This window comes from Sinomonas halotolerans (genome assembly GCF_039615075.1).
Lineage (GTDB): Bacteria > Actinomycetota > Actinomycetes > Actinomycetales > Micrococcaceae > Sinomonas > Sinomonas halotolerans.
On the sequence record NZ_JBDFRB010000015.1, the window covers coordinates 1 to 26,351 of the forward strand.

25 protein-coding genes, 1 tRNA gene and 1 pseudogene are annotated in these 26,351 nt (G+C 73.3%); 15 read left to right on the top strand and 12 right to left on the bottom strand.

Annotation, left to right across the window (positions count from 1 at the left end; all coding sequences use genetic code 11):
• The first annotated feature begins 171 nt into the window (after positions 1–171).
• Positions 172–1,326 (top strand): integrase core domain-containing protein, encoded by a 1,155-nt coding sequence (locus ABCQ75_RS13665; RefSeq protein ID WP_345886028.1) that lies wholly within the window; start codon positions 172–174, stop codon positions 1,324–1,326.
• Positions 1,327–1,455: 129 nt separating this feature from the next.
• Here the strand turns inward: ABCQ75_RS13665 and ABCQ75_RS13670 are convergent, their stop codons facing one another.
• Positions 1,456–2,082 (bottom strand): phosphoribosylanthranilate isomerase, encoded by a 627-nt coding sequence (locus tag ABCQ75_RS13670; RefSeq protein WP_345886030.1) that lies wholly within the window; start codon positions 2,080–2,082, stop codon positions 1,456–1,458.
• A complete protein-coding gene (locus tag ABCQ75_RS13675) occupies positions 2,079–2,807 on the bottom strand; it encodes an alanyl-tRNA editing protein (RefSeq protein WP_345886032.1) in 729 nt (242 codons plus the stop codon). Before ABCQ75_RS13675 ends, ABCQ75_RS13670 begins: the two co-directional genes overlap by 4 nt.
• 134 nt (positions 2,808–2,941) lie before the next feature.
• On the opposite strand from ABCQ75_RS13675, the gene ABCQ75_RS13680 reads away from it, so the two are divergent.
• Genes ABCQ75_RS13680 through ABCQ75_RS13690 form a run of 3 tightly spaced genes read left to right on the top strand, consistent with a single transcriptional unit; the run spans position 2,942 to position 5,643 of the window.
• Positions 2,942–3,982, top strand: coding sequence for a zinc-dependent alcohol dehydrogenase (locus tag ABCQ75_RS13680; protein ID WP_345886034.1), 1,041 nt, complete (start codon positions 2,942–2,944; stop codon positions 3,980–3,982).
• Positions 3,960–4,370, top strand: a complete 411-nt coding sequence (locus ABCQ75_RS13685) for a 6-pyruvoyl trahydropterin synthase family protein (protein ID WP_345886035.1) — start codon at positions 3,960–3,962, stop codon at positions 4,368–4,370. The genes ABCQ75_RS13680 and ABCQ75_RS13685 overlap by 23 nt, the downstream gene beginning before the upstream one ends.
• A 10-nt stretch (positions 4,371–4,380) precedes the next feature.
• Positions 4,381–5,643 (top strand): glycosyltransferase family 4 protein, encoded by a 1,263-nt coding sequence (locus ABCQ75_RS13690; protein ID WP_345886036.1) that lies wholly within the window; start codon positions 4,381–4,383, stop codon positions 5,641–5,643.
• Positions 5,644–5,684: 41 nt separating this feature from the next.
• Here ABCQ75_RS13690 and ABCQ75_RS13695 read toward each other — a convergent pair whose 3' ends face one another.
• Positions 5,685–5,939, bottom strand: coding sequence for a cell division protein CrgA (locus ABCQ75_RS13695; RefSeq protein ID WP_345886037.1), 255 nt, complete (start codon positions 5,937–5,939; stop codon positions 5,685–5,687).
• 211 nt (positions 5,940–6,150) lie between these two features.
• Between ABCQ75_RS13695 and ABCQ75_RS13700 the strand changes: the two genes are divergently transcribed.
• The 3 genes from ABCQ75_RS13700 to ABCQ75_RS13710 are packed head-to-tail and all read left to right on the top strand — an operon-like array spanning position 6,151 to position 7,756.
• Positions 6,151–6,948, top strand: a complete 798-nt coding sequence (locus tag ABCQ75_RS13700) for a class E sortase (RefSeq protein ID WP_427916108.1) — start codon at positions 6,151–6,153, stop codon at positions 6,946–6,948.
• Positions 6,948–7,115, top strand: coding sequence for a hypothetical protein (locus ABCQ75_RS13705; protein ID WP_345886039.1), 168 nt, complete (start codon positions 6,948–6,950; stop codon positions 7,113–7,115). The genes ABCQ75_RS13700 and ABCQ75_RS13705 overlap by 1 nt, the downstream gene beginning before the upstream one ends.
• Entirely contained in the window at positions 7,112–7,756 is a 645-nt protein-coding gene (locus tag ABCQ75_RS13710; protein WP_345886041.1) for an aminodeoxychorismate/anthranilate synthase component II, read from the top strand. Before ABCQ75_RS13705 ends, ABCQ75_RS13710 begins: the two co-directional genes overlap by 4 nt.
• An 18-nt stretch (positions 7,757–7,774) precedes the next feature.
• Here the strand turns inward: ABCQ75_RS13710 and ABCQ75_RS13715 are convergent, their stop codons facing one another.
• From ABCQ75_RS13715 to ABCQ75_RS13745, 7 genes are read right to left on the bottom strand one after another with little or no spacing between them, the layout of a single operon-like run.
• Positions 7,775–9,826 carry a protein kinase domain-containing protein gene (locus ABCQ75_RS13715; RefSeq protein ID WP_345886042.1) on the bottom strand — a complete coding sequence of 684 codons (2,052 nt, stop codon included), beginning with the start codon at positions 9,824–9,826 and terminating at the stop codon, positions 7,775–7,777.
• A 49-nt stretch (positions 9,827–9,875) separates the two neighbouring features.
• Entirely contained in the window at positions 9,876–11,570 is a 1,695-nt protein-coding gene (locus ABCQ75_RS13720) for a serine/threonine-protein kinase (RefSeq protein WP_345886043.1), read from the bottom strand.
• On the bottom strand, positions 11,567–13,030 hold the full coding sequence (locus ABCQ75_RS13725; RefSeq protein WP_345886045.1) for a peptidoglycan D,D-transpeptidase FtsI family protein: 1,464 nt from the start codon (positions 13,028–13,030) through the stop codon (positions 11,567–11,569). The genes ABCQ75_RS13720 and ABCQ75_RS13725 overlap by 4 nt, the downstream gene beginning before the upstream one ends.
• A complete protein-coding gene (locus ABCQ75_RS13730) occupies positions 13,027–14,493 on the bottom strand; it encodes an FtsW/RodA/SpoVE family cell cycle protein (protein WP_345886047.1) in 1,467 nt (488 codons plus the stop codon). The genes ABCQ75_RS13725 and ABCQ75_RS13730 overlap by 4 nt, the downstream gene beginning before the upstream one ends.
• Complete coding sequence (locus tag ABCQ75_RS13735; protein WP_345886049.1) at positions 14,490–16,451, bottom strand: PP2C family protein-serine/threonine phosphatase; 1,962 nt, start codon at positions 16,449–16,451, stop codon at positions 14,490–14,492. The genes ABCQ75_RS13730 and ABCQ75_RS13735 overlap by 4 nt, the downstream gene beginning before the upstream one ends.
• A gap of 2 nt (positions 16,452–16,453) precedes the next feature.
• Entirely contained in the window at positions 16,454–16,927 is a 474-nt protein-coding gene (locus ABCQ75_RS13740) for an FHA domain-containing protein FhaB/FipA (protein ID WP_345886051.1), read from the bottom strand.
• Entirely contained in the window at positions 16,924–17,691 is a 768-nt protein-coding gene (locus tag ABCQ75_RS13745) for an FhaA domain-containing protein (RefSeq protein ID WP_345886053.1), read from the bottom strand. Before ABCQ75_RS13745 ends, ABCQ75_RS13740 begins: the two co-directional genes overlap by 4 nt.
• 474 nt (positions 17,692–18,165) lie before the next feature.
• Here ABCQ75_RS13745 and ABCQ75_RS13750 point away from each other — a divergent pair.
• A tRNA-Leu gene (locus tag ABCQ75_RS13750) sits at positions 18,166–18,248 on the top strand.
• A gap of 102 nt (positions 18,249–18,350) precedes the next feature.
• Here ABCQ75_RS13750 and ABCQ75_RS13755 read toward each other — a convergent pair.
• Positions 18,351–19,856, bottom strand: a complete 1,506-nt coding sequence (locus ABCQ75_RS13755) for a lipase maturation factor family protein (RefSeq protein ID WP_345886055.1) — start codon at positions 19,854–19,856, stop codon at positions 18,351–18,353.
• A gap of 55 nt (positions 19,857–19,911) precedes the next feature.
• On the opposite strand from ABCQ75_RS13755, the gene ABCQ75_RS13760 reads away from it, so the two are divergent.
• From ABCQ75_RS13760 to ABCQ75_RS13785, 6 genes and pseudogenes are all read left to right on the top strand, one after another.
• A complete protein-coding gene (locus ABCQ75_RS13760) occupies positions 19,912–20,610 on the top strand; it encodes a fluoride efflux transporter FluC (RefSeq protein ID WP_345886058.1) in 699 nt (232 codons plus the stop codon).
• Entirely contained in the window at positions 20,607–20,993 is a 387-nt protein-coding gene (locus ABCQ75_RS13765) for a fluoride efflux transporter FluC (RefSeq protein ID WP_345886059.1), read from the top strand. Before ABCQ75_RS13760 ends, ABCQ75_RS13765 begins: the two co-directional genes overlap by 4 nt.
• 127 nt (positions 20,994–21,120) lie before the next feature.
• A pseudogene (locus ABCQ75_RS13770) lies at positions 21,121–21,687 on the top strand (dihydrofolate reductase family protein).
• An 80-nt stretch (positions 21,688–21,767) separates the two neighbouring features.
• Positions 21,768–22,694 (top strand): tryptophan 2,3-dioxygenase, encoded by a 927-nt coding sequence (kynA, locus tag ABCQ75_RS13775; protein WP_345886060.1) that lies wholly within the window; start codon positions 21,768–21,770, stop codon positions 22,692–22,694.
• Positions 22,695–22,697: 3 nt separating this feature from the next.
• Positions 22,698–23,951 (top strand): kynureninase, encoded by a 1,254-nt coding sequence (gene kynU / locus ABCQ75_RS13780; RefSeq protein ID WP_345886062.1) that lies wholly within the window; start codon positions 22,698–22,700, stop codon positions 23,949–23,951.
• A 23-nt stretch (positions 23,952–23,974) separates the two neighbouring features.
• Positions 23,975–24,931, top strand: coding sequence for a PaaX family transcriptional regulator (locus ABCQ75_RS13785; RefSeq protein ID WP_345886063.1), 957 nt, complete (start codon positions 23,975–23,977; stop codon positions 24,929–24,931).
• Positions 24,932–25,078: 147 nt separating this feature from the next.
• Here ABCQ75_RS13785 and ABCQ75_RS13790 read toward each other — a convergent pair whose 3' ends face one another.
• A complete protein-coding gene (locus ABCQ75_RS13790; RefSeq protein ID WP_345886066.1) occupies positions 25,079–25,975 on the bottom strand; it encodes a hypothetical protein in 897 nt (298 codons plus the stop codon).
• A gap of 146 nt (positions 25,976–26,121) precedes the next feature.
• Here ABCQ75_RS13790 and ABCQ75_RS13795 point away from each other — a divergent pair, with 146 nt between their 5' ends.
• Positions 26,122–26,313: a PspC domain-containing protein gene (locus ABCQ75_RS13795; RefSeq protein WP_345886068.1), complete on the top strand. Its 192-nt coding sequence runs from the start codon at positions 26,122–26,124 to the stop codon at positions 26,311–26,313.
• Positions 26,314–26,351: the final 38 nt, after the last annotated feature.

The following is a 26,351-nucleotide window of genomic DNA, read 5'->3' on the forward strand; positions in this document are numbered from 1 at the left end:
TGTGTTGTCTCGGGACTGAATAGACACTTATGTCTCGGGACCTCGTGGACAGTGTGTCTCACGAGTCCGTGGACAGTTCGGGTCTGGGATCGAGCCATGAGCGCTCTTGAACCTGATCCTCGAATCCGGATGAAGGCCGCGACCTGGCCTGCCGATGCACCGCGTGGGGCGGTGTCCGATTTCTGCCGCCGGCACGGTGTCTCCCGCGCGTGGTTCTACAAGGTCAGGGCCAAGGCCTTGGCCGAGGGAAGCTCTGCGGCGTTGGACCTGGGCTCCAACCGGCCGCACACGAGCCCACGGGCTGTGCCTGCCGAGATGGTGGAAATGGCGTTGAAGACCCGTGCCGAGCTGCGCGGAGCGGGCTTCGACCACGGCCCGCTCAGCGTCGCAGCCCGGATGCGCCGGCGCGGCCTCGAGCCGCCCTCCCGGGCAACCCTCGCGCGGATTTTCTCCCGGGCCGGGGAGGTCGTCCCCTCGCCGCGGAAGAAGCCCCGCTCGGCGTTCAAGCGCTTCACCTACCCGGCCCCGAACATGTGCTGGCAGATCGACGCGACCGAATGGCCTATGCCTGCAGGACGCGCGGCGACCATCTTCCAGGTCATCGACGACCACTCGCGCCTCGCCCTGGCCTCGCTGGCCGCCTGGGGCGAGACCAGCGAGGCCGCGATGGCGGTGGTGAAGACCGCGATCGCACGGCACGGGGTGCCCCAGCGCTTCCTCTCCGACAACGGCCAGGCCCTGAACCCGTCCCGCCGCGGCCACGCCGGCATCCTCGTGGAGTACCTGCGCAGCCTCGGAACCGAGCCGATCACCGGAAAACCGTACAGGCCCACCACCCAGGGCAAGAACGAGCGCTTCCACCAGACCCTGTTCACCTATCTCGCCGCCCAGCCGGCCGCAGCGACCCTGGAGGAGCTCCAGGCCCAGGTGGACGCCTTCGACCACTACTACAACACCGAGCGGGTCCACCAGGGCCACGGCAGCCTGGACCTCACTCCCCGCGAGGCATGGGACCGCACCCCCGTCGCGGCTCCACCGGCCCCGCCGCCACCGGACCACGCCCCGCCCTGGGACGAACCCCGCACAGCCAGCAGGCGGGGCTCACGGCCCAAGGGCGTGGTCACCATCCTGAACACCCACTTCCTCATCGGCGCCCACTGGGCAGGCAAGACCGTCCGAGTCCACTACGACACCCGCACGATCTCCTTCTACGACGAGGACGGCACCGAGATCCTCACCCACCCCCGCCCGCCCAAGGGCACCAAATTCGTCCCCCGCAGCGGCCTCAAGCAGCCCCCGGCCACCGAAGTGTCCACGAACTCCTGAGACATGAAATGTCCACACTCACCTGAGACCAGAACTGTCCACGAGGTCCTGAGACATCACACGCTCGTCGGGCGCTTTTATGTGTACCCGAAACGCTCGTAGGCGCTTTTATGTGTACCCGAAACGGATCTAGGCGCGGGCGGCACGGATGAAGTCGCGGATGAGGCCCAGGTCCTTGACCCCGCGCGAGGATTCCACACCGCTCGAGACGTCCACCCCGCCGGCCCCGAGTGCGGCCACCGCCTCGGCGACGTTCGCTGGCGAGAGCCCTCCGGCCAGGATCCAGAACCCCTCCGGCGCGGCGGCGAGTTCCTCGGCCCCGATCCGCGTCCCGGACCCGGGCACGGCGGCGTCCAGCAGCAGCCGGTCCGGCGAGGCCCACCCACCGGCCCTCCGCGCGGCGTACTCGCGCGCGGACAGCGCCCGGATCACCCCGAACCCGGACTCGCGCAGCCGGTCCGCATCCGCGTCGGGCTCGTCGCCGTGCAGCTGCACCGTGTCCACGCCGGCCTCGCGCGCGAGCCGGGCAACGTCGTCGGCCGCCTGGTGCCGCACGACGGCGACCATCTCCACCGCGCGGCCCGCGCCCCGGGCAGCCTCCCGCGCGTAGGCGACGAGCTCCGCCGCCCGCGCTGCCGTGACGGTCCGGGGGCTGTGCTCCGCGAGGACGAACCCGAGCGCGTCCGCCCCGGCCGCGACCGCCGTCTCCACCGACTCGGGCGTGGACAGCCCGCAGATCTTGACCCAGAGGCTCATGCCCGGGCCCCCGCGTCGGCGCCCGCCGATCCGCCGCCGGCGCCCGCGTGCCGGGCCTCATACCGGACCTTGATCGCCCCGCGCTTGACCTTGACCTCGAGGATCGTGACGTCCGCGAGCTCGGCGAGGGACCGGACATGCGTCCCGCCGCACGGCTCGGTGTTGACCCCCTCGATCGCCACGGTCCGGTGCCCGGCCGCGTCCACGGACGCCGTGACGGCGCCCCCGCGCGCGAGCACCGCGTCCATCGCGGCCTGCAGCTCGGCCCGGACGGCCTCGCGCAGCTCGGGGGTCGCGAGCTCGTCCTCGTGCCCCTCGGGGGAGAAGTCGAGCCGGGCCTGGCCCGGGAAGTGGGAATGCCCCGAGTGGACCCAGCCGCGCGCCTCGCCGAGCGCCCCGAGGACGTGGCCGGCGGTGTGGAGGGCGGCGTGCAGGAGGCGGGTGCCGGCGTCGACCGCGCACGCCACCTCGGTTCCCGGCTCCAGCTCGGGCGCGCCGCGGAGCACCACGAGCCCGTTCTCGGCGCGCTCCGGGGTGACCGGCACGCCGTCGAGCGTGCCCTCATCGCTGGGCTGCCCGCCGCCCTTGGGGTGGAAGATGTTCGGCGAGACCGCCGCCCACGCGCCGTCCTCGCCGCGCCCTGCCGCGATGACGGCCGCGGTCGCCTCCGTGAGGTAGGTGTCCTCGTAGTACGCGTGGGTCTGCTGGGTGAGCGCCGTGGTCATCCTTCCAGTGTAGGGACGGCGGCAGGTCGCCGCGGCGCGGGCCCCGGGCGTGGCCCCGCGGGAGGCGGCGCACGACGGCGCACCGCGCCCGGGTCTGGTTTCCGCACCATGGTGACGGGTAGGTTCGGGGGACGATGGCGCATCCGCACACCGACCCGGACCTGGCCACGGCGTACTGGACCACGGGTCCATGCCGCGGTGAGCTGAGGCGCGAGGAATTGCCGGCGCCCGGGGAGGGCGAGGCGCGCGTGCGGGCGCTGTACTCGGGGCATTCGCGCGGCACAGAGAGCCTCGTGCACGCGGGCAGGGTGCCGGACCGGGTCGCGGACATCATGGAGGCGCCGCACCAGGCGGGGCACTTCCCGGCGCCGGTGAAGTACGGCTACCTCTCGGTTGGCGTCGTCGAGGAGGGCCCGGCGGAGCTCGCGGGCCGCACAGTTTTCTGCCTCTACCCGCATCAGGACCGGTATGTGGTGCCGGCAGCGGACCTCGTGCCGCTGCCCGAGGGCGTGCCTCCGCGGCGGGCCGTCCTGGCGGGGGCGGTGGAGACCGCGGTCAACGCCCTGTGGGAGGCGGGTCCGCGGATCGGGGACCGGGTCGCGGTGGTGGGCTGCGGGCTCATCGGCGCATCCGTGGCCGCGCTCCTGCGCCGCTTCCCGCTGGGCCGGCTCGAGGCCGTGGACAGCGACCCGTCCAAGGCGCACCTCGCGGCCGCCCTCGGGGTGGACTTCGCGCTCCCCCAGGATGCCGCCGAGGACTGCGACCTCGTCTTCCACGCCTCCGCCAGCGCCGCCGGCCTGGCCCGCTGCCTCGAGATCGCCGGGGACGATGGCGAGGTGATCGAGCTGTCCTGGTACGGCGACGGCGAGGTGGCCGTGCCGCTCGGGGCCGACTTCCACGCGCGCCGCCTCTCGCTGCGGGCCAGCCAGGTGGGCCAGGTGGCCACGCCGCGCCGCCATCGCCGCACCACCCGGGACAGGCTCCGACTGGCCCTCGAGCTCCTCGCGGACGACGCGTTCGAGGCGTTCCTGGGGCCCGAGACCGACTTCGCCGACCTCCCCGCCGCGATGGACCGCCTCGGGCAGGGCGGGGAAGGCCTGTGCGGGGTGATCCGCTACCCGGGACCACGAGGACCAGACACCAAGGAGGGGCATGTTCAGCCTGACCGTCCGTGATCACGTGATGATCGCCCACAGCCTCCCCCGCCCCGCGTTCGGGCCGGCGCAGGGGCTGCACGGGGCCACCTTCGTCGTGGAGCTCACCGTCCACGCCGAGGACCTCGACGAGAACGCCACCGTCATGGACATCGGCGAGGCCTCGGACGTCCTCTCCGGCGTCCTCGACCCCCTGCGCTACGCGAACCTCGACGAGCTGCCGGAGTTCTCCGGCCGGCTCACCACCACGGAGGCGATCGCGCAGCACATCGCCGAGGGCGTTGCGGACAAGCTCCGCAGCGCGGACCACCTCGTCGCCGTCGAGGCCACCCTGCGCGAGCACCCGGACGCGTGGGCCTCGTGCCGGGTGGAGCTGAACCGGTCGCGGGGCCGGCGCCGCCGCGACTAGCCCGGACACCGTGCCCGCCGTCCGGTTCGTGGTGCCCGAGGGCCTCGGCTACTCCTCGGGCGGCAACGTGTACAACGCCCGCCTCGCCCACGCGCTCGAGGCGCTCGGCGTGCGGGTCGAGATGGTTCCCGTGCCGGGGGCGTGGCCCGTGGGCTCGCCCGAGGACCGCGCCCGCCTCGCGGAGGCGCTCGCCCCGGCCGGGCTTGAGGGGTCGGCGCTCGAGGGAGCAGGGCACGACGGCGTTGCGGCCGTCCTCGTCGACGGTCTCCTCGCGTGCGGCGCGCCGGAGGCCCTGCGGGCTGCATCCTCAGGGCAGGATCGGGCGGTCTCCGGGCGAGACCGGCCCTCCCCCGCGGGGCCGGCGTCAGCCAGCGCTCGCCTTGCAGCGCACGGCCGGCCCCGGCTCGGGGTCCTCGTCCACATGTCCCTCCCGGACGCGCCGGGCCTCAGCCCACACGACGCCGACCGCCTCGCCGCCCTCGAACGCGACGCGCTCGCCCAGGCGGACGCCGTCGTCGTCCCCAGCGCGTTCGCCGCGGCCAGGCTCGCCGCACGCTACGGGACGCAGCCGCACGTGGCGAGGCCCGGCGTCGTGCACGTGCCGCCCGCGCCGGGGAGCCTCGCCGCCGGACGGGCGCCGCATCTGCTCTGCGTTGGGGCGCTCACGCCGGGGAAGGGCCAGCTCGCGCTCGTGCGGGCGCTCGGGGAGCTGCGCGGGCTCGCGTGGACGGCGCAGCTCGCGGGGCACGACGCCGATCCCTCCTACGCCGCGCTCGTGCGCCAGGAGGTGGGCCGGCTCGGGCTCGCGGACCGCATATCGGTGCCGGGGGAGCTCACGGGCCGGGCGCTCGAGGACGCGTGGGAGCGGGCGGACCTCATGGTCCTCGCGTCGGTGTCGGAGACCTTCGGGATGGCGGTCACCGAGGCGCTCGCACGCGGGGTGCCGGCCGTGGTCGGCGCTGGGACGGGAGCGGAGGAGGCGCTCGCGCTCCCGCTGGCCGGGCCGGCGCCGGAGGGGCCTGACGGGCCGGACGGGCCCGGGCAGGACGATCCGGAGCACGAGGGGCCCGGGCTCGCGGGCACTGCCTGCGAGCCCACGACCGAGGGGCTCGTTCCCGTGCTGGGCCGCTGGCTCACCGATGAGGCGCTCCGCGGACGGTGGCGGGCGGCCGCGCTCGCCGGGCGGCCGCGCCTGCCGGGGTGGGATACGACGGCGCGGGCCGTGGGGCGGGCGCTCGGCCTCACCCTGGGGCTGGGATCTGAGGGGACATGACCCCGCAACGGGGCGAGGGGACATGACGCCGCAACGGGTGGCTAGTCGCGCCAGCGCAGGGTCATGAGGAACCCGATGATGGCGACGCCGAAGCCGATGAGGATGTTCCAGTTGCCCAGTTCGGGGAGCGGGAAGAGGCCCTGTGTGAGGTAGAACGAGATGATCCAGAGAAGGCCCAGGACCATGAGCCCGAACATGATGGCCTTGTACCACTGCGGCGTGGGGCCAGGGGCCTTCGCGGTGCGGCGGGCCTTCTTCCCCGCGCGGTCCGTGCGGCTCTCCTTGGACTCGGGCACTGATCCTCCTTGGTGGCCGGGCGGCTCGTGGCCGTGGGCCGGGCATGGGCCTGCTTGGTATCCTGCTGGCGTCGGCTCGTCACGGTAGAGTCAGGACTGGGAGCCGACGCTTTGGGGGGTCGTTCTCGGCTGTCATTCTAGCTGCTGCCCTCATCCCGGGCGCACGCGTCGAGACTGCGCAGGCGCCAGCTGCCGTCAGAAGGGAAGAGCCGTGTCCGCAGCGTCCACCGTCACGAGCAGTGACGCCGCCCGTGGTCCCTCGCGCCGCCCTCGCCGCCCGGCCCGGAAGCGGGGCGCATTCGCCATCCAGGTCCTCGGCGAGCTCCTCATCACGCTCGGCGTGGTCCTCGGGCTCTTCATCGTCTGGCAGCTGTGGTGGACCAATGTCGAGGCGGACATCCGCCAGGACCAGGCCGTCCGCGAGTTCGTGCAGGAGTTCGAGCCGCCGGCTGCCACTGCGCGCCCCAGCGCACCGGCCCAGAAGGCCGCCCCGCCCGTCCTCGAGGCTCCCGCCCACGGCGGCGTGATCGGCGTCCTCTACATCCCGCGCTTCGGGGAGGACTACGCCCGGCCCGTCCTCGAGGGGAGCGGCCGGGACGTGCTGGACACCCTCGGGCTCGGGCACTACCCCTCCACCTCGATGCCGGGCGCCAAGGGCAACTTCGCCCTCGCCGGCCACCGTCAGACCCACGGCGCCGTGCTGGACAACATCGACAAGCTCGTGCCGGGGGACCGGATCTACCTCCAGACCAAGGAGGGCTTCTACACGTACGTCTTCCGGGACAGCAGGATCGTGCTCCCGCACGAGGTGGACGTCCTGCTGCCCGTCCCGCAGAAGCCCGGCGTCAAGCCCACCGAGAGCCTCCTGACCCTCACCACCTGCCACCCGCGCTACGGCAACACGGAGCGGTTCATCGCCTACTCCGTGCTGAAATCGTGGCAGCCGGCCTCGGAGGGCGCGCCCCCGGAGATCGCCGCCCGCGTCGCGGCCGCACTGAAAGGCTCATGATGTACGCATGGATCTTCCGCCACCTCCCGGGCCCGCTCTGGGTGCGGATCCTCACGGCGATCGCGCTCCTCGCCGGGGCCCTCGTGCTCATGGTGCGCTACCTGTTCCCCTGGCTCTCCGACCTCACCACATTCACTGACACCACGATCGGCCTGCTCCTGACATGACCACGCGCATCCTCGTCATCGACAACTACGACTCGTTCGTCTACACCCTCGTCGGCTACCTCCAGCAGCTCGGCGCCGAGACCACCGTGGTCCGCAACGACGACGTCTCCCTCGAGGAGGCGATCGAGCTCGCCGCGGCGCGGGACGGCGTCCTCATCTCGCCCGGCCCCGGCAACCCGGCCGAGGCCGGAGTGTGCATCGAGCTCATCCGCTGGTGCGGGGAGAACACCAAGCCCATGCTCGGCGTGTGCCTGGGCCACCAGGCCCTCGCCGAGGCCTACGGCGGCACCGTGACGCACGCCCCCGAGCTCATGCACGGCAAGACCTCCCTCGTCGAGCACGAGGGCGGGAGCGTCTTCGAGGGCCTCCCGAGTCCGTTCACGGCCACGCGGTACCACTCGCTCGCAGCGGTCGCGGACACCATCCCGGACGTCCTCGAGGTCACCGCCCACACGCATTCCGGCGTGGTCATGGGGCTGCAGCACAGGACCGCGCCGCTGTGCGGCGTCCAGTTCCACCCCGAGAGCGTCCTGACCGAGGGCGGCTACCAGATGCTCGGCAACTGGCTCGAGTCCCTCGGGCTCTCCGGCGCCGCCGCGAAGGCCGCAACCCTGAGCCCGCTCATCACCGAGGGGCACTGACCCGCCGGCCACGCCGCGTCACGGGTTGCCCTTCCCCTTGTCTGCAGTCGGCTTCGCGCTCGGAGACCCGCTTGCGCCCTCGCTCGGCTTGTCGGGCGACGGCGTGGGCTGGGGCGTCGCTGCGACCGTCAGGGCCACGGTGCCGCCCTGGTCCACGGCCCCGTTGGGCGCCGGCTGCTGCCCGATGACGGTCCCCGCCGGTGAACCGCCGGTCTCCACGTCGGTCCGGGCCGCGGTGAGGCCGAGGGCCTTGAGGGCTGCCGCAGCCTCCTCGTAGGTCTTCCCCCGCAGGTCCGGAACGGTGGCCTTGCCCGTGGAGATGGTCAGCTCCACCTCGGAACCGATCGCCACCGTCTGCCCCACGCCCGGGTTGACGGCGACCACGGTGCCGTAGGGGGCCTTGGGGTCGTTCGCGCGCGCGGTCCTCGCCTTGACCTTGAGCCCCAGGTCCCCGAGCGTGGCGCGGGCCCCTGCCTCGCTGGCGCCGATGACCTCCTTGGGGATCGTGGCGTTGGCCGGCCCGTCGGAGACCTCGAGCGTGACGGTCTTCCCCAGATCGAGCTGGGTCCCCGCCGCGGGGACGGTGCGGATCGCGATGCCCTTCGGCACGGTGTCATGGTGCGGGCGCTGGATGGGGGCGAGCTCGAACCCCTGCCGCTCGAGCAGGAGCGCGGCCTCCGTCTCGTTCATCCCCGCGACCTCCGGGATGGTCTGCGACACCACCGCAGCCGGCTGGTTCATGTAGTTGTAGAGCCACAGGCCGCCCGCGCCCACGAGCAGGAGCGCCGCGAGCAGCAGGACCACGATCCACGTGCGCCGCTTCCCCCTGCCGCGCCGCTCGCGTTCCTCGTCCGCGGCGTCGTCGAAGGCGATGAGCTCTGGCGCCGGCGCCGCGGCGGCCAAGGGGATCTGGCCCGTGTCGCCGAGGTGGGTGGGCGCGGCGTGCCGGCCCGTCTCCTCGGCGCCGGTCGCGACCGCACCGTTCCCTCCAGCGTCGCCGGAGGAGGCGCCCGACGCGCGGGACGCACCCTCGGCGGCCGTCGCACCTTCCATTCCGGCGGCGCCCGCTGCACCGGCCACCCCCAGCCCCACGAGGCCGACCGGGGCCGTGGGGAGCCCGCCGTCGTCCACGCCGCCGTCCGGACCGCTGCCCGCGCCGGCACCGGCGACACCCGCACCGGCGACACCGGCGGCAGCGACGCCCGCGGGTGCCACCGGGATGCCCGCCTTGGCCGCGCGGAGCGCCCGGGCGAAGGCCGCGGCGTTCTGGAACCGGGCCGCAGGGTCTTTCTCGAGGGCCTTCGCGAGGACGCTCTCGAGCGCCGGGCTGACCTCCGGATTGTGGACCGCGGCCGGCTGCGGCGCGGTCTGGACATGCTGGTACGCGACCGAGACGGGGGAGTCCCCGACGAAGGGGGGCCGCCCCGTGAGCAGCTCGTAGAGGAGGCACCCCGCCGAGTAGAGGTCGCTGCGCGAGTCGACCACCTCGCCGCGGGCCTGCTCGGGGGAGAGGTACTGCGCGGTCCCCACCACGGCCTGCGTCTGGGTCATGGTCGCCCCCGAGTCCGCGGTGGCCCGAGCGATCCCGAAGTCCATGACCTTGACCTCGCCCGACGCCGTGCACATGACGTTCGCGGGCTTGATGTCCCGGTGGATGATGCCCTGCCGGTGGCTGTAGTCGAGGGCGCCGAGGACGCCGAGGACGTAGTCCACCGCGTCGTCGATCGTGAGGCCGTCCCCGCGGACGATCTCCCGGAGCGTCTTGCCGTCCACGAACTCCATGACGATGTACGGCAGCGGCACGGCGTGCTGGTTCCCGGGCTCCGGGACGTGCTCGCCCGTGTCGAACACCGCCACGATCGCGGGGTGGTTGAGCCCGGCCACGGCCCGCGCCTCGCGCTCGAACCGGGCGAGGAACTGGCGGTCACGCGCCATGTCCGGGCGCAGCATCTTGACCGCGACCTTCCGGCCCAGGCGCAGGTCCCGGCCCTCGAAGACGTCCGCCATCCCGCCGCGGCCGATCAGCTCGCCGAGCTCGTACCGGCCCGAGAGGACGAGAGGCTGGTTCATGGCGTCTTCCTCTCGTCCTCGTGGCGGGTCGGTGGTGTGGGTCATGCGGTCACTGGCCGCTGAGGCTCGGCAGGGCGCCGGCGGTCGGCGTCGTCGTCGTGGTGGCGGGCGGGGTGGGCTTCGGGGTCGGCGTCTGCGTCTGCGTGGCCGTGGCCGGGGGCTGCACCACGAGGTAGGTCACCGTGATCCGCGTGCCCGGGTCCAGCTCGCCAGCGGGGGTGAGGCCGGTGACCTCGCCCATGACGCCCGACTGGGCCGCGACCGGGTTGGCCACCACGATCATGCCCAGGCGCTCGAGCTCGGTCTTGACATACGAGTAGTTCTGCCCGAGATAGTCGCCTTCAACCACAGTCACCTTCTCCGGCTCCGTGGGCGTGGGCGTCTCGGTCTCGGTCGGCGTGGGCGTCGCACTCGTCGGGGAGGCGCTCGACGGCGTGGCGCTGCGGCTCGGCGTCTGGCTCGCGGTCTCCGTGGGCAGGGGCGAGGGGCTGAAGAGCCCCGCGTTGGAGAGCAGCACCCCGAGGAGGACGAATGCGAGCAGCAGCACGAGGGCCACGAGGGGCCACGTGAGCGGGCTGCGGCGCCGCTCGGTCCGGCGCGAGGCCGGCTCGAGGTCCTCGTCGTCGTCGCCCGCCGCGTACAGGGGACCCGCTGAGGCCGCGCCGAACCCGGGGACGAGCCCCTCGTCGTCGTGCCCGTCCTCTCCGCCGGGCCCGCCGTGGCCGCCGCCGGCGACCACGGGGAGGGCCGAGGTGGGAGCCGCCCCGTGCGCTGCCGCCGCGCCGGCGCCGGCAGCGAGGCCCGCGCCCCCGACCACGGCGGTCGGGGCGGTCTGCCGGCTGATCCGGCCAGTGGCCTGGGTGATCGGGCCGGTCGAGTCGTCGTGCAGGAGCATGCCCGGCACCGCGGCGTGCGCCGCCCTGACGTCGCCGCGGCGCAGCGCCTCGGCCGCCTCCGCGAGCTTGATCGCGTTGGCGGGGCGGTTGCGCGGGTCCTTCGCGAGCATCGACATGAGCAGCGCGCGCACCGGGGCGGGCAGCTGCTCCGGAAGGGGCGGCGGCGCATCGTTGACCTGGGCGAGGGCGATCGCGATCTGGCTCTCGCCCGAGAAGGGCCGGTGCCCCGTGAGGCACTCGTACCCGATCACGCCGAGCGCGTAGATGTCGCTCGAGCCCGTGGCCTGCTGACCTGTGGCCTGCTCGGGTGCGAGGTACTGCGCGGTCCCCATGACCTGCCCGGTCTGAGTGAGCGGGACCTGGTCCGCGAGGCGGGCGATCCCGAAGTCGGTCACCTTGACCCGGTGGTCCGGGGTGATGAGCAGGTTGCCGGGCTTGACGTCGCGGTGCACGAGCCCCTGCCCGTGCGCCACCGCGAGGGCGCGCCCGGTCTGGGCGATGATGTTCAGCGTCCGCTCGGGGGAGAGCACGCGCTCGCGCTCGAGGATCGCCGAGAGCGGCTCGCCGGGCACGAGTTCCATCACGAGGTAGGCCGAGCCGTCCGCCTCGCCGTAGTCGAAGACGTTCGCGATCCCGTTGTGGTTCAGGAGCGCGGTGTGGCGGGCCTCGTTGCGGAAGCGCTCGAGGAAGCCGGGATCCCCCGCGTACTCCTCCTTGAGGATCTTGATCGCGACGATCCGGCCCAGCACCTCGTCCCGAGCCTTCCACACCTCGCCCATCCCGCCGATGGCGATCCGGCTCTGCAGCAGGTACCTGCTGCCCAAGGTGATGCCCGACGTCGGTCTCACTTCTTCAACACCGCCTCAAAGATCTTCGCTGCACTAGGACTGGTCAACGCTGCCCCGGTCTTCACGTCCACGCCCTCCATGACGACCGTGACCTGCACCTGCGGGTCGTCTGCGGGGGCGAACCCCGTGAACCAGGAATTGTTCAGGCCCGTGTCGCCGAGCTCGGCCGTGCCGGTCTTGCCGGCCACCTCGACCCCGGGCACGGCGGCGCCGGAGCCGATGCCCCGCGAGACGACGTTCGCCATCCACTCGCTGATCTGCCGCGCGATCTCCGGGGTCGTCGACGTCCGGAGGACCTCCGGCTTGGGCTCGTCCACCACGCGCAGGTCCGGCGCCGTGACCCGCTTGACGAGGGACGGCTTCATCTGGACCCCTCCGTTGGCGATCGCGCTCGTCATGAGGGCGATCTGCAGGGGCGAGGCCTTGACGTCGAACTGCCCGATCGCGGACTGCGCGAGCTGGGCGCGGTCGAGGTCCTCGGGGAAGACGCCCGGGGAGTAGTCGAGGTGCAGCTGGTCGCCGGCCTCCTGGCCGAACCCGAACGCGGCCGCCTGCTTGGCGATCGCCTCCTGGCCGAGGTCGAGCGCGATCGAGGCGAACGGGGTGTTGCAGGACTGCTCGAGTGCGAACGAGAAGTCCGCCTCGTTGCGGGTGTAGCAGTTGCCGCCGGCGTAGTTGGGCAGCTTGGCGCTCGTGCCGGGCAGGGTCATCTGGGCCGGGTTGGGCAGCACCGAGCGGGCGTCGTACTTGCCCGAGGCGAGCGCGGCGGCGGTGTCCACGAGCTTGAACACGGAGCCCGGGGCCAGCAGCGCGCCCGTGGGCCCGCTCACGCCCTGGTTGAGGTTGATCCCCGGCACCGCCTGCAGCCCGGCCATGGCCTTCTGCGCCGCGTCCTGGCTGTGGGTCGCGACCTTGTTCGGGTCGTAGCTGGGCTTCGAGGCCATCGCGATGATCTGGCCCGTCCGCGGGTTGGTCACCACGATGGATCCGCGCTGGCCGTCCGGGATCAGGCTGTACGCGAGGGCCTGCACCGCGGGGTCGATCGTGAGCTCGACGGACGCGCCCTTCGGCTGCTGGCCGAGGACGAGCTGGCGGATGCGGTCCATGAGGAGCTGGTCCGCCTGCCCGGTGAGGGTCTGGTTCATCGAGTTCTCGAGGCCGGTGGAGCCGAACACGTTGGAGTAGTACCCCGTGAGGCCGGCATACAGCGCCGGGTCCGTGGGATAGGTCCGCTGGAACTCGCACGCGTCCGAGCCGCTCGGCACGGACTGGGCGATCGGCTCGCCCGCGACCAGGATGGCGCCGCGGTCCTGGCAGAACGTCTGCAGGATGGCCCGGTTGTTCCACGGGTTGCCCGTGAGGGCGTCCGCACCGATCACCTGGACGTAGCTGATGGAGCCGAGGATGAGCGCGAACATCGCGGCGACGGCGATCCATGCGTTCCTGATGGCCTGGTTCACTGCTGCCTCACCCCCTGCGTGAGCGTCTCCTCGTCCGGGTGGCGCCGGGCGCCCCGGAGCCCGTCGCGGCGTCCCCGGCTGCGCTGCGGCACGGACGACGCCGGCTCCTCCCCGGGTGCCGCATCCGGGCCCAGCGGGGTGGTCAGGACGGGGCGGCGCGCGGCGTTGGAGATGATGAGCAGGAGCGCGACGATGATCCAGTTCGCGAGGAGGGACGAGCCGCCCGCGGCGAGGAACGGCGTCGTGAGCCCTGTCAGCGGGATGAGCCGCGTGACGCCGCCGATCACCACGAAGCACTGCAGGCCCATCCCGGCGGAGAGGCCCACTGCGAGGAGCTTGCCGAACGAGTCGCGGGCGCCGAGCGCGGCGCGGAAGCCGCGCGTGATGAGCAGGCCGTAGCACATGACGATCGCGAACAGCCCGACGAGCCCGAGCTCCTCACCGAACGCCGCGATGATCATGTCCGAGTGCGGGAACGGCACGAGGTCCGGCCGGCCCTCGCCCAGGCCCGTGCCGAGCAGGCCGCCGTTGGCCATGCCGAACAGGCCCTGGACGATCTGGTAGCTGCCGCCGAAGTCGCGCCCGTAGACCTCGTCCGAGAACGCGTTGAGCCAGCCGTCGATCCGGACGCTGACGTGCGCGAAGATCCGGCTCGCCGCGAACCCGCCCACGGCGATGAGCAGGACGCCGATCAGCACCCAGCTCACGCGGGAGGTCGCGACGTAGATCATGCACATGAACAGGCCGAAGAAGAGGATCGAGGAGCCGAGGTCGTGCTGGAAGATGAGCACGCCGATGCTCACGAGCCACGCCGCGAGCATGGGGCCCATGTCCTTGAACCGCGGCAGCTGCAGGGGCCCGATCCGGCGTCCGGCGAGCAGGATGAGGTCCCGGTTCGTGGAGAGGTAGCCGGCGAAGAACACCGCGAGCGTGATCTTGGCGACCTCGCCGGGCTGGAACGTGGCCGAGCCGATGCGGATCCACACCTGGGCGCCGTTGATCTCGCCGGCCGTGAGGCCCGGCACGAGCGGCATGATGAGCAGGCCCGCGCTCACGATCAGCGAGATGTACGTGTAGCGGCGCAGGTGGCGGTGGTCGCGCAGGAACCACACCACCACGGCGGCGAGGGCCATGCCGAGCAGCGTCCACCGGACCTGGGCGTTGCCGTACTCGGTGTTGGCCGTGTCGAGCCGGTGGATCATGGCGAGCCCGAGCCCGTTGAGCGTCACGACGAGCGGGAGTATGACCGGATCGGCATGCTGGGCGCGCAGCCGCAGCACTGTGTGCATCGCGAGGGACGCAACGGCGAGGAGCACGGTCTGGAGCCAGAAGTCGCCCTCGAACGAGGTGCCGTCGTGGAGCCCGATCATCGCGTTCGCGCTGACCGAGACCGCGAGGGCCAGGAGCAGGAGCGCGAGCTCCACGTTGCGGCGCGGGCGTGCGGCCGTCTCCACGCCGCTCATTCGGTGCCTCCCAGGCAGGGGTCGGGGGTCGAGGTCGGGCTCGCCGTCGGGGTCGCAGCGCTCGGCGACGGGGTCGGCGTCTTCGAGGCGGCGGCCTTCGCGGGTGCGGTGGCCTTGGCCGTTGCGGTGGCCTTGGCCGTGCCCGTCGGCTTGGCGGTGGCCGTGGGCTTCGCGGTCGCAGTGGGCACGGGGGCGGCCGACGCCGTTGCCTCCTCCGGGCTCGGCGTCGCCCCCGTGCCGGGCAGGCATCCCTCGGGGTCGGTCTGGAGCGTGCGGACGATGTCCTGGGCGCCCTCGAGCCCGTCGGTCGGGACCCCCGAGCGCAGGCGCTGCTGCGTGAAGGGGCTCAGCGATGCGAGCGGGATGTTCGTCACGGTGTGCACGTGGGAGAGGGGGATGGGGCCGAGGGTCTGGGACACCCCGTTGTAGATCGCCACCCTGTCGTCGAAGGCGCCCACGTAGTAGCGGGTCTGCGTCCAGGCGTAGCCGAGGACGATCCCGAGGACGAGCGCGACCGCGGCGAGGCCGCCGAACGCGATCCGCAGCCAGCTGCGGCGGGGCCGGTCGGTGCCCTCGCCGGCTGCGACGGCCTCTTCGGCGTCGGCGTCCGCGCGGTGGGTGAGGAGGGCGGCCGCCCGGCGGGCTGCGGTGCGGCTGGCCACGGACGGCAGGGAGCCGCTCGCGGCGGCCGCGGCGGCGGCGCCCACGAGCTCGTGCGGGCGGGAGTCCAGTTCGCGGCGCAGGACCTCGGCGGACAGGTGGGCCCCCAGGTTCGGATCGGTCACGGGCTCGTTGCTGGCCGTGGCCTCCGCCTCCGGGGCCTCGGAGGCCCCGGACGGAGGCCCGCTGACCTCCGCTTCGTCGGACTCCGCGTCTGGGCCAGCCGCGGCCGGGCCAGCCGCCGCCGGGCCAGCCGCCGCCGGTCCAGCCGCCAGGGCGGCGACGGGCTTTCCGCCGGGGGCAGCCTGCCCGCTCGCCCGGTCAGGGTCCGTGCCGGCCTTCTCGCCGTCGGCACCGGTCTTGCCCGCGCCGGCCTTCTCGTCCCTGGTCTCGTCGGCGGCCGTGGCAGGCTCCTCGCCCGCCGCGCCGCCGGCCGTCTGGCCGGCCTTGTCGGCGGTGCCCGGCGTGCTGGCCGAAGTGACCGAGGTGCGGGCCGCCGCCGCAGCGGTGAGCGACGCGGCACCCGCGGGGGAGACGGGAGCCGGCCGCTCGCCGTCGTCCGCGCTCGCCGCCACCACGTCGGCGACGATCACGGTCACGTTGTCCGGCGCGCCGGCCGCGAGGGTCAGCTCGATCAGCCGGTCGGCGCACTCGCCGAGGTCCTCGATCTCCCGCAGGGTGCGCTCGACGATCGGCAGCGGGACGTAGTTGAGCCCGTCGGAGCAGAGCAGCCACCGCTCGCCCTCCATGGCCTCGAACGTGTCCAGGTCCAGCTCCGGGCTCGCGTCCACGTCGCCGAGCACGCGCATGAGGACGTTCTTGTGCGGGTGGGTCTCGGCCTCGTCCGCGCGGAGCCGGCCCTCGTTGATGAGCCGCTGCACGAACGTGTGGTCGGTGGAGACCTGCTCCACGCGGTTGCCGCGCATGCGGTACGCGCGCGAGTCGCCGATGTGGGCGAACGCGAACGTGCTGCCCGAGAGCAGGAGCGCCGTGACGGTGGTGCCCATGCCCGCGAGGAGGGGATTGCTGGCCACGAGCTCCGAGAGGAGCGAGTTCGCGGTCTGGATCTCGTCCGCGAGCTCCGTGCGCGCCTCGCCCTCGGCGTAGTCGCCGCGGTCGAGGTGGATCAGGTCCAGGACGGTCGAGGCGCTCGCGACGTCGCCGCCCGCGTGGCCCCCCATGCCGTCTGCGACGACGGCGAGGTGGCGCCCCGCGTACGCGGAGTCGTCGTTCTTGGAGCGGAGCCGGCCCACATCGGAACGGGCGGCATAGCGGAGGACGAGCTGTGCGTCGGCCAAGATCAGGGCCTCAGCTCGATCACGGTCTTGCCGATGCGGATGGGCGCGCCCAGCTCCACCGGCTGCGCCCGCGTGAGCTGCTGCTCGGCGAGGTAGGTGCCGTTCGTCGAACCGAGGTCCTCGATGAACCAGCGGCTGCCCTGCGGGAAGAGGCGGGCGTGGCGGCCCGAGGCGTAGTCGTCCTCGAGGACGAGCGTGGCCTCCTGCGCGCGGCCGAGCAGGATGGGGCTGTCAGCGAGGTCCATGCTCATGCCGGCGAGCGGGCCTTCGACGACGACGAGCTGGCGGGCGTGCTCGCGCACCGGCGGCGGGGCGAGCTCGGGATGGCGGCGCACCTCCCGGGCCGTCGGGACCCCGGTCTTGTTGCGCCGGCCGATCGCCAGGTCGCGGCGCATTGCCCCGACGACGCTGAAGACCAGGAGCCAGAGCAGCAGAAGGAGGCCCAGCCGCAAGGCGGTGAGCGTCAGCTCGTTCACGCGTTCCCTCCCCGGGGTGCCGGAAGCAGGCGGAAGACGATCTTGGTGCGGCCCATCGTGACGACGGAGCCGTCGCGCAGCTCGGCTGATCCGGAGACGCGCTGGCCGTTGACGTAGCTGCCGTTGGTGGAGCCGAGGTCAACGGCGCGGGGGCCGGGGCCGTCCACTCGGATCTCGAGGTGACGGCGGGAGACGCCCGTGTCGTCGATGACGATGTCCGCCTCCGAGGAGCGCCCGAGGACGACCGACTCGGCATTGATCGCGTAGCGCTGGCCGTCGATCTCGAGCACCGGGGTCAGGGGGCCGGCCTGCTGCGGGGGCGCCGAGGGCAGGTTGGGCCGGCGGGCAGGCGCCGGGGCGCTCGGCGGTCTCATGCCCGCCGGCCGTCCGGCGCCCTTCTCGGTGCGGGAGACGACCTCGAACTCCCCGGCGCGCAGTTCCGAGTCATGGTGGAACGAGACGCGGACGGGCCCCTGGAGCGTGTAGCCCTGGGAGCGGGCGTGCTTCGAGGCGACCTCGCACAGCTCCTCGGCGAGGGACTGGCCCCACTCCCTGGCCCGCTCGAAGTCCGCGTCCGAGAGCCTGGCCTCGAAGGCGTTCGGGGCGAGGGTGCGGCCCTGGTCGATCGCGTAGGCCTTGTGGTCCATCTCGCGGCGCATCCGGCTCGCGATCTCGACCGGCTGCACCTGCCCCTTGGAGCCGGTGGAGAAGACCCCGTGGACGGCCTTCTCGATGCCGCGCTCGAGCCTGTCGAGCAGTCCCATGCCTCCTCCTCTCCTCTGGGCGTGCAGGTGGTCGATCCCCCTCCGGCCGGTGTGCCGTGGCGGCGGCGCACGGCCCATGGGCGCGCGCAGTCCTGTGACGATACTACTGGGCAGGGCACTGTCCGGCCCCACGCACCGCCTTCCGTCCCGGTAACGATGCCCGCGCTCGACGCCTCCGTTCGACGCCCGCGCCCCGCCCTGCTCGCAATTGTTGGGTTGGGCAGGGTGGAAGGGGCCCGCACCCTGTTCAACCCAACAATTCCGCGGCACTGCAGTGGGGCGGGGCGAGCGGTGGGTGGGGGTTTGGGCAGGGGGCGGGGCGAGCGGTGGGGTGGGGCGAGCGGGCCGGGCGCTGGGCCACCGTCGGATTTCGCAATCGGCGAAGTGCTCGGCTATGCTGGTTCTCGCTGCTTTCGCAGGATCAGGCCGTGCAAGGTTTCCACCAGCGCCCGCCTGTGACCCCGGAAGTGCCGCGCGCGAGTGGCGGAACGGCAGACGCGCTGGCTTCAGGTGCCAGTGTCCGAAAGGGCGTGCGGGTTCAAATCCCGCCTCGCGCACAGAGCTGAAGGGCCCCGGTCGATCGACCGGGGCCCTTTGCGTTGCCCTCCCCGCGTTCGGCTGCGCGCCGCCGCAGCTCCCGCCGCCTCCGCGAATTCCCCCTACTCGCCGTCCCGCAGGCCGATCGGCCGGATCACCTCCCGCAGCGGCGTGACGATCCACCGCTGGCCCGTCTCGCGGAACTCCTCGTGGGTCGCGAACTCGTACATGGCCGTGCGCGCCCGCACCCAGCGGGGCCGCTCGCCCCCGAACGGGTCCTCGCGCAGGAGCCGCAGCGTGGCCCCATCCGCGGCAAGGAGCTTCATGAGGAAGGCGTAGAACCACTCCTCGTGCACCGTGCGCAGCGGCAGGAACCACATGAGCCAGTCGAGGCGCAGGTGGTACGGCGCCCACTGCCGCGGGATCCGGCCGGGCTCGCCGGGCTTGCCCTTGAAGCGGTACTCGCGCCACTGCGCGTCCTCGGCGGGCACCGGGTCCAGGGTCCCCTCGACCACCACCTCGATGCGGTTCTTGGTCACCGAGCCGAACGCGCCGTACGCGTTGACCAGCTGCCACCGGTTGAAGGCGGCGTTCATGAGCTGGTCGCGGGCCAGCAGGTTGCGCAGCGGCTGCCACGAGAGCACCACGAGGAGCAGGGCGGCAGCGAGCACGACGACGACCCACGCCCAGGCGAGGAGGTCGCCGTCGGCGGGCCACGCCGTCGTGCGCCAGGAAGCCCCCGGCGAGAGGTCCTCCGGGACGAACGGGAGCACCGTGTGCACCGCGCGGTCCCCGACGGCGGCGAAGGCGAGCACGATCGCGGACCAGTTCAGCCACGCGAAGTTGCCCGAGAGCACGAGCCACAGCTGCGTGGCGATCACCACCGCCGCCGCAATGCTCCCGACCGGCTGCGGGAAGAAGAGGAAGAACGGCACCACGAGCTGCGCCACGTGGTTCCCGGCCACCTCTCCCCGGTGCATCCACTTCGGCAGGAGGTGGAACTGGCGGCTGAGCGGGCCGGGCATCGGCTGTGTCTCGTGGTGGTAGAAGAGGGCGGTGAGGTCGCGCCACTCGGGCCCGCCGCGGATCTTGATCATGCCCGCGCCGAACTCGAGCCGGAACACGAGCCACACCGTCAGCAGGAGGATCGGCGCGGGCGGCGGCACCTGGTCCGAGCCCAGGAACGCCACGGTGAAGCCCGCCTCGAGCAGGAGCATCTCCCACCCGAACCCGTAGAACACCTGGCCCACGTTCGCGATCGACATGTACATGCCCCACAGCGCCAGGAACGCGATGAGCGGCAGCCACCACGGGCCCGTCTGCGGGAGGCCGGCGACGAGGAGCGCCGAGACGGCCAGCCCCGCCACGCACATGGCCCGCAGCAGCCGGTCCGAGTAGCGCCAGCGGAACAGCGTGGGGCGGCGCATCCGGTGGAACCCCTCGAGGTACTCGGGGACGGGCAGGAGGCCGCGTTCGCCGAGCAGGGCGGGGAACTGGTTCAGGGAGGAGAGGAACGCGACGAAGTAGAGCGCCGCGACTCCGCGCTGCAGCACGGCGCGCGCGAGCTCGGAGTCCTCCGCGGAGAACCACGCCATGAAGGCCTCGGCGAACCACGGGGCCGCATCCATGGCACCACGCTAGCGGTGGTTGGCCGCAGCGGATAGCCGGTACGCTCAAGGCGCCGTGACACACTCCCGCCCCCGCCCCGCGCACGACGCCGGGCCCCCGCCTCCCGAGGCGCACGCCGCCTCGCGCCTCCCCGCGCCCGCCAGGCCGGGCCACCCGTTCTCGCCGGCCGTGCTCGCGCTCGTTGCCGTTGGCGGTGCCGCAGGGACGCTCGCCCGCTGGGCCGTGGGGGAGGCCGTGGGGATGCCCGGCGGCTTCCCCGCTGCGACCCTCGCGGTGAACCTCCTCGGCGCCCTGGCCCTCGGCGTGCTCCTCGAGTCCCTCGTGCGGCGGGGGCCGGATGCGGGGGCACGGCGGCTCGTGCGCCTGGGGCTCGGCACGGGGTTCCTCGGCTCCTTCACCACATACTCTGCGCTCGCGGTGGACGGCGTGCGGCTCCTCTCCGACGGCCGCGCGGCCGACGCCGGGTGGTACCTCGCGCTGACCCTGCTCGGCGGGGCGGCGGCGACCCTCGCCGGGGTGGCGGGCGCGGCGTGGCTCCACCGTGAGGACCGCAGGGGCTTGGCCGCCGAGGCCCGCGTGGCCGCGCACCCGCAGGGGGGCGGGGCACGCGGGGCGGGGCGCCCGCCGTCCTCCGGAGGCGCCACGGCTTTCGGACAGAACCACGCGCCACGGTACGGGGTCCCGTCCGAATCCGGTGGTGGGCCAGGGGTCGGAGACTCCGGCGCTGACGCTGGGCGGGAGGCTGAGCAGTGAGTCCGGGCGAGGTGCTGCTGCTCGGGGCGGCCGGCGGGATCGGTGCCGCAGTGCGCTACGCGGTGGACACCGCGGTGAGCCGGCGCCTCCGCTCGGCGCTGCCGGTCGCGACGATCGGGATCAACGTGACCGGGTCCTTCGCCCTGGGGCTCGTCGCGGGCCTCGCTCTCGCGGGGGCGCTCGGTGCGGGGCCGGCGGCCGTGCTGGGCACCGGGTTCCTCGGCGGGTACACGACCTTCTCCACGGCCAGCTACCAGAGCGTGAGCCTCGCGCTCGCGGGGAAGTGGGGCGCCGCCGTCGTCAATGCCCTGGGGACGCTCGTGCTCGCGCTGGCCGCCGCGCTGGCCGGACTGCTGCTGGCCGGACCGCTGCTGGGGGCATGACTGCCGGCCGGCATCCTGACGGCCGCGGGGGCTGACGTGGGCCGGCCCGCGGGAGCACCATGGAGGGGTGCCGCGGAACGCCCAGCGCCGCGGACGCCGGCCGTCCACCCAGCCGAAGGAGCCGCAGATGCCAGAACTCCTCGTCGACTTCATCACGTCCCTCGACGGCTACGGGGCCGCCGAGGGCTGGCCGGGCTGATGGGGGCTCGAGAGCCCCGAGTACCTCGCGTGGCTGGACGAGCAGCCCGACCGCACGGTCCTCATGGGTGCCACCACATATCGGGTCATGTCCGCGCTCGCTGCCGAGGGCGAGCCCGGGACGGACGTCCTGGCCGGCATGCGCAAGGTCGTCTTCTCCTCGACCCTCGCCGAGCCCCTCGCCTGGCCGAACACGCGGCTTGTCCGGGGCGACGCGGTCGAAGCGGTGCGCGAGATGAAGGAGGGCAGCGGCGAGCCCCTCAGCACGCTCGGCAGCCTCACGCTGTGCCGCTCCCTCCTCGAGGCCGGGCTCGTGGACCGGTTCCGGGTGGTCGTCTTCCCGGTCATCACAGGCCGGACGGGCAGGGACCGGATCTACGACGGCTACCCGGACGTGGCGCTCGAGATGGTCGCAAGCCGCACGTTCGACGGGCGCACGCAGCTGCTCGAGTACATTCCGACCGTCCTGACGGGCCCGCCCGGCGCGCGGACGTGACGCGCACGCCCGGCGCGCGGACGTGACGCGCATCGATTTCATCCCTTGGACGATCGTCACGAAGATGATATCGTCAGACTATGCCCCAGACCACACCCGCGCAGACGCCTCCTGCGGACGCTGTATCCGCCCAGAACACGGCGGCCCAGAACTCGGCGGAGCCGGCCGGCGTGCGGAAGATCGAGGACACGGTCCGCACCGACTTCCATGGCGCCATGACGTACGGCCGCTACCTCGGCCTCGACGCGCTCCTGCACGCCCAGCACCCCCAGAGCAGCCCCGTCCACCACGATGAGATGCTGTTCATCATCCAGCACCAGACCTCGGAGCTCTGGCTCAAGCTCGTGCTGCACGAGCTCCTCGAGGCCCGGCGGCTCCTCGATGCGGACGATCTCGGCAAGGCCCTCAAGTGCCTGGCCCGGGTCAAGGCGATCCAGCGCACGCTCACAGAGCAGTGGTCCGTGCTCGGCACGCTCACCCCCCGCGAGTACGCGCAGTTCCGCGGCTCGCTCGGCAACTCGTCCGGCTTCCAGTCGTACCAGTACCGCGCGGTCGAGTTCGTGCTCGGCAACAAGCACGCGCGCATGCTCGAGGTCTTCACGAGCGAGCCCGAGGCGTACGACCTCCTCTCCGGCCTGCTCGCCGAGCCCACCCTCTACGACGCCTTCCTGCGCCTCGTGGCCCGCAACGGGTACGAGATCCCCGCGGACGTCCTGGACCGTGATGTCACGGAGCCGTGGACGTTCCGGGAGGAGCTCGTGCCCGTCTTCAAGCGCATCTACGAGGAGGACTCCACGCCCTGGGGCCTCTACGAGGCGTGCGAGGACCTCGTGGACCTCGAGGACAACTTCCAGGCCTGGCGCTTCCGCCACCTCCGCACCGTCCAGCGCACCATCGGCTTCAAGCGCGGCACGGGCGGCTCCTCCGGCGTCGACTTCCTCAAGCGTGCCCTGGACCTGACCTTCTTCCCCGAGCTGTACGCCGTGCGCACCGAGATCGGAGCCTGAGCCATGACCCCCACGAGCACCTCAGCCCTGCAGGCGCTGGATGCGGCGGCGCTGGATGCCGCCGACCCACTCGCGCGCTTCCGCGACCGCTTCCTCGAGCCCGAGGGCGACCCGGTCGTGGCCTACCTCGACGGGAACTCGCTCGGCCGCCCGCTCGCGGCGACGGCGGAGCGCCTCGGCGAGTTCACGCGCGGCGAATGGGGCCAGCGGCTCATCCGCGCCTGGGACGAGCGCTGGATGGACGAGCCCGTGCGGCTCGGCGACCGCCTCGCGGAGGTGGTCCTCGGCGCCGCCCACGGCCAGACGATCGTCGCGGACTCGACCTCGGTCATGATCTACAAGCTCGTCCGCGCCGCCCTCGACGCCCAGTCGGGTGCCGGGCGGGACGAGATCGTGATCGACCGCGAGAACTTCCCCACGGACCGCTTCCTCGTCGAGGGCATCGCCGCCGAGCGGGGCGCGACGATCCGCTGGATCTCGCCGGACCCGGACACCGGAGTGCGCCCGGCCGACGTCGAGGCAGTGGTCGGCCCGCGCACCGCGGTCGTGCTCCTGAGCCATGTGGCCTACCGGTCCGGGTTCATCGCCGACGCCCCGGCGATCACCCAGGCCGTGCACCGCGCGGGAGCGCTCGTGGTGTGGGACCTGTGCCACTCGGCCGGTTCGGTGCAGCTCGAGCTCGACGCATGGGGCGTGGACCTCGCCGTGGGGTGCACGTACAAGTACCTCAACGGCGGGCCGGGCTCCCCCGCGTTCGGGTATGTGCGCCGCGGGCTCCAGGACCGCCTGCGCCAGCCGCTGTGGGGCTGGATGGGCGCCGCGGACCCGTTCGGCATGACCGAGTCCTACGCCCCCGCCGCCGGCATCCGGCAGTTCATCACGGGCACGCCGCCGATCCTTGCGATGCAGCCGCTCGCGGGCATGGTCGAGCTCATCGCCGAGGCGGGCGGCATGGAGGCCGTCCGGGCCAAGTCCGTGCTGCTGACCGAGTTCGCCGCTGCCCTCGCCGCCCGGGACCTCGCAGCGTTCGGCGTCGAGCTCGCCTCCCCGCGCGACCCCGCCGAGCGGGGCTCCCACATCACGCTCAACCACCCGCGCTTCCGCGAGGTCACCGCGATGCTGTGGGAGCGGGGCGTCATTCCCGACTTCCGGCCGCCGCACGGGCTGCGCGTGGGCCTCTCGCCGCTGAGCACGTCCTTCGCCGAGGTCGAGGCGGGGATCGCCGCCATCCGGGACGCCCTGGCCGAGCTCGCGTGACGGCCTCAGGGGCCGGCTCCGCGATGGGGGCCGCAGACGCGCCGACGGAGGCTCCGGCGGGGACGCACGTGGGCGCGGTGGACGTGGTCCACCCCGAGGACGCGCCCGCCAGCGCGCTGCCCCGGGTCGCGGACGACATGGTCTCGCGGCCCGGCAGTGCCGTCTCGCTCCTGCGCACCGTGGTGGGCCTGTACCTGCGCGAGACGGGCGGGTGGATGCCGGCAGAGACCGTCGTCGCCCTCCTCGGTGCGCTCGGGGTGCCCGTCCCGCAGGCCCGCACGGCCGTGAGCCGCGTCAAGCAGCGCGGCCTCCTCGAGGGCGAGGCCCGGGACGGCGTGCCGGGGCTCGCGCTCGCGCCCGGGGCCGAGGCGATGCTGGCCCGCGGCGACCGGCGCATCCACGTGCCGCGCAGCATGGCCGCCGACGGCGAGTGGTGCCTCATCGTCTTCTCCATTCCGGAGGCCATGCGGGATGTGCGGCACCAGCTGCGGCGACAGCTCCGCTGGATCGGATGCGGGGCAGTCGAATCCGGCGTGTGGATCTGCCCCGACTACCTCCGCGACGAGGTCGCGGACGCCGTGGACGGACTGGGGCTCGGCGAGCACGTCGTCCTGTTCACGGCCCGCGGGCTCCCGGCAGGGCCCGTCGCGGCGGGCCATGTGGCCGGATGGTGGGACCTCCACGCCATCGCCGGCCTGCACCGCGACTTCATCGCGGGGCAGGCCGACGTGCCCGGCCAGAGTGAGGGGCCTGCCGAGAGCTTCGCCGCGTACGTGCACTGCGTCGACGCGTGGCGCATGATCCCCTATCTGGATCCGGGCCTGCCGCCAGAGCTGCTGCCGGAGGACTGGCCGGGCGCGGCGTGCGTCGCCCTGTTCGAGAGGATCAGGGAGGCGCACGCGGGGCCGGCGGCCGAGTTCGTCCGCAGGACGCTCGGGTCGACAGGGCTGGACGGCCAAGGCGGGCCGGATCCCGCCTGAGGCCGAGAAGCGGCCGATCCCCTACATGCCGAATTCCTACAGGGGGTCAGGCCAGTTGCCAATGGTGTTCATGCCAGTGATCCTTTGTCTGAGTCTGGGCGCGCGTGAAGCGCGCAGGACGGACTGCGAGAAGGCAGACTCGTCCCCTCAGTCGGGGGTGGATCCTGGCTGGAACGCGGGGGAGGCCGGCGCGTGCGCGCGCCGTGGCCGGTTCCGGGCCGTGAGCTGGAGCAGGGCTGGAAGCAGGACGGCGGCAGCGAGCACAGCGCCCGGAGCCCCGGCCCCGGAGGCGCCGGCCAGTCCCGAGCCCAGCCACAGCTGCCTCTCGAACAGAGGGATGGCCCAGGGCCCGCCGGGAGCGCCCGAGGGCAGGCGTTCCGCGGCCGGACCGAGCTCGGCCGGGCGCTCCAAGGAGAAGACGGGCATCGACCAGTCCCACACCCGGCCGGACTCGAGGGTCGCCCGGGGTCCATCGCCGGGGGCCGCCGGGCCCGTGCCCTCTCCCGCGGGCGGTGCGAGGACGGGCGCCGTGTCAAGGACGGGGGCGGAGCCCGGAGCGGCGGGAGCCGCCGGGGACACGGCCGGAGCGGGCGCAGCAGGTGGCGCGACCGGGAGGACCGAGGGCGGCAGGGCCGGCAGGGGAAGCGGCTCCGGCAGGGGGATCGGTACGGAGACGGACGGCGCCGGGAGGGCGCCGACGACGTCTCCCACCGCCGTGACGGCGTCCCCGATCTCCGACACCACGCCGCCCACCACGGGGGCGAGCGGCTCCAGCGGGCCCGTCAGCAGGGGATGCGCCGCGGGCGCCGCCGCATCCGCGACGGAGGCGAGCATCGTCGTCGTGCGTCCAACCGTGTCCACGGGCGCCAGCTCCGCCGTGGGAGCTGTGGGGGCGCCCAGGAGGGAATCCGCCCCCAGCAGGTCGTCGAGGGCAGAGGCGGCGGGGGCGGAGAGGAGGAGCCACCCGAGCCCGAGGCCCGCGGCGGCTGCGGCGTGACGCAGCGCGGTCAGGGCGCGAGCTCGCGCCACGGGCACCAACGCCATTGCCCCCACCTCCCCCGGACTCAAGGGCCGCGCACGCATCGAGCACATCGTAGGACTCGGTCGGGGCGAGGGCCAGAGCCGGAGCGGCGGTCCGCGCCTGCCGACTGCCTCTGGAGGGCGCGGCCCGACCGGAGTAGCGTGACGGCATGACTGGAGCTCTTGTGCGTCCCCGTCAGGGAAAGATGATCGCCGGCGTGTGCGCGGCCCTGTCCGCACGGTTCGGGATCCCGAAGTTCCTCGTCCGGCTGGCGTTCGTGGTCTTCGGGATCACGGGCGTGGGCGAACTGGTCTACATCGTGCTCTGGATCCTCATCCCGAAGGCCCCGGCGGGCACGTAGACGCGCTGCCCGGCGCCAGGGGTCCCTCCGGCGGTAGG

Excerpts from the sequence above, each read along its gene's own strand:
- ABCQ75_RS13670 (WP_345886030.1), bottom strand. The coding sequence starts at position 2,082 with ATGAGCCTCTGGGTCAAGATCTGCGGGCTGTCCACGCCCGAGTCGGTG.
- ABCQ75_RS13675 (WP_345886032.1), bottom strand. The coding sequence starts at position 2,807 with ATGACCACGGCGCTCACCCAGCAGACCCACGCGTACTACGAGGACACC.
- ABCQ75_RS13680 (WP_345886034.1), top strand. The coding sequence starts at position 2,942 with ATGGCGCATCCGCACACCGACCCGGACCTGGCCACGGCGTACTGGACC.
- ABCQ75_RS13685 (WP_345886035.1), top strand. The coding sequence starts at position 3,960 with ATGTTCAGCCTGACCGTCCGTGATCACGTGATGATCGCCCACAGCCTC.
- ABCQ75_RS13705 (WP_345886039.1), top strand. The coding sequence starts at position 6,948 with ATGTACGCATGGATCTTCCGCCACCTCCCGGGCCCGCTCTGGGTGCGG.
- ABCQ75_RS13710 (WP_345886041.1), top strand. The coding sequence starts at position 7,112 with ATGACCACGCGCATCCTCGTCATCGACAACTACGACTCGTTCGTCTAC.
- ABCQ75_RS13715 (WP_345886042.1), bottom strand. The coding sequence starts at position 9,826 with ATGAACCAGCCTCTCGTCCTCTCGGGCCGGTACGAGCTCGGCGAGCTG.
- ABCQ75_RS13730 (WP_345886047.1), bottom strand. The coding sequence starts at position 14,493 with ATGAGCGGCGTGGAGACGGCCGCACGCCCGCGCCGCAACGTGGAGCTC.
- ABCQ75_RS13745 (WP_345886053.1), bottom strand. The coding sequence starts at position 17,691 with ATGGGACTGCTCGACAGGCTCGAGCGCGGCATCGAGAAGGCCGTCCAC.
- ABCQ75_RS13755 (WP_345886055.1), bottom strand. The coding sequence starts at position 19,856 with ATGGATGCGGCCCCGTGGTTCGCCGAGGCCTTCATGGCGTGGTTCTCC.
- kynA (WP_345886060.1), top strand. The coding sequence starts at position 21,768 with ATGCCCCAGACCACACCCGCGCAGACGCCTCCTGCGGACGCTGTATCC.
- kynU (WP_345886062.1), top strand. The coding sequence starts at position 22,698 with ATGACCCCCACGAGCACCTCAGCCCTGCAGGCGCTGGATGCGGCGGCG.
- ABCQ75_RS13785 (WP_345886063.1), top strand. The coding sequence starts at position 23,975 with ATGGGGGCCGCAGACGCGCCGACGGAGGCTCCGGCGGGGACGCACGTG.
- ABCQ75_RS13790 (WP_345886066.1), bottom strand. The coding sequence starts at position 25,975 with ATGGCGTTGGTGCCCGTGGCGCGAGCTCGCGCCCTGACCGCGCTGCGT.
- ABCQ75_RS13795 (WP_345886068.1), top strand. The coding sequence starts at position 26,122 with ATGACTGGAGCTCTTGTGCGTCCCCGTCAGGGAAAGATGATCGCCGGC.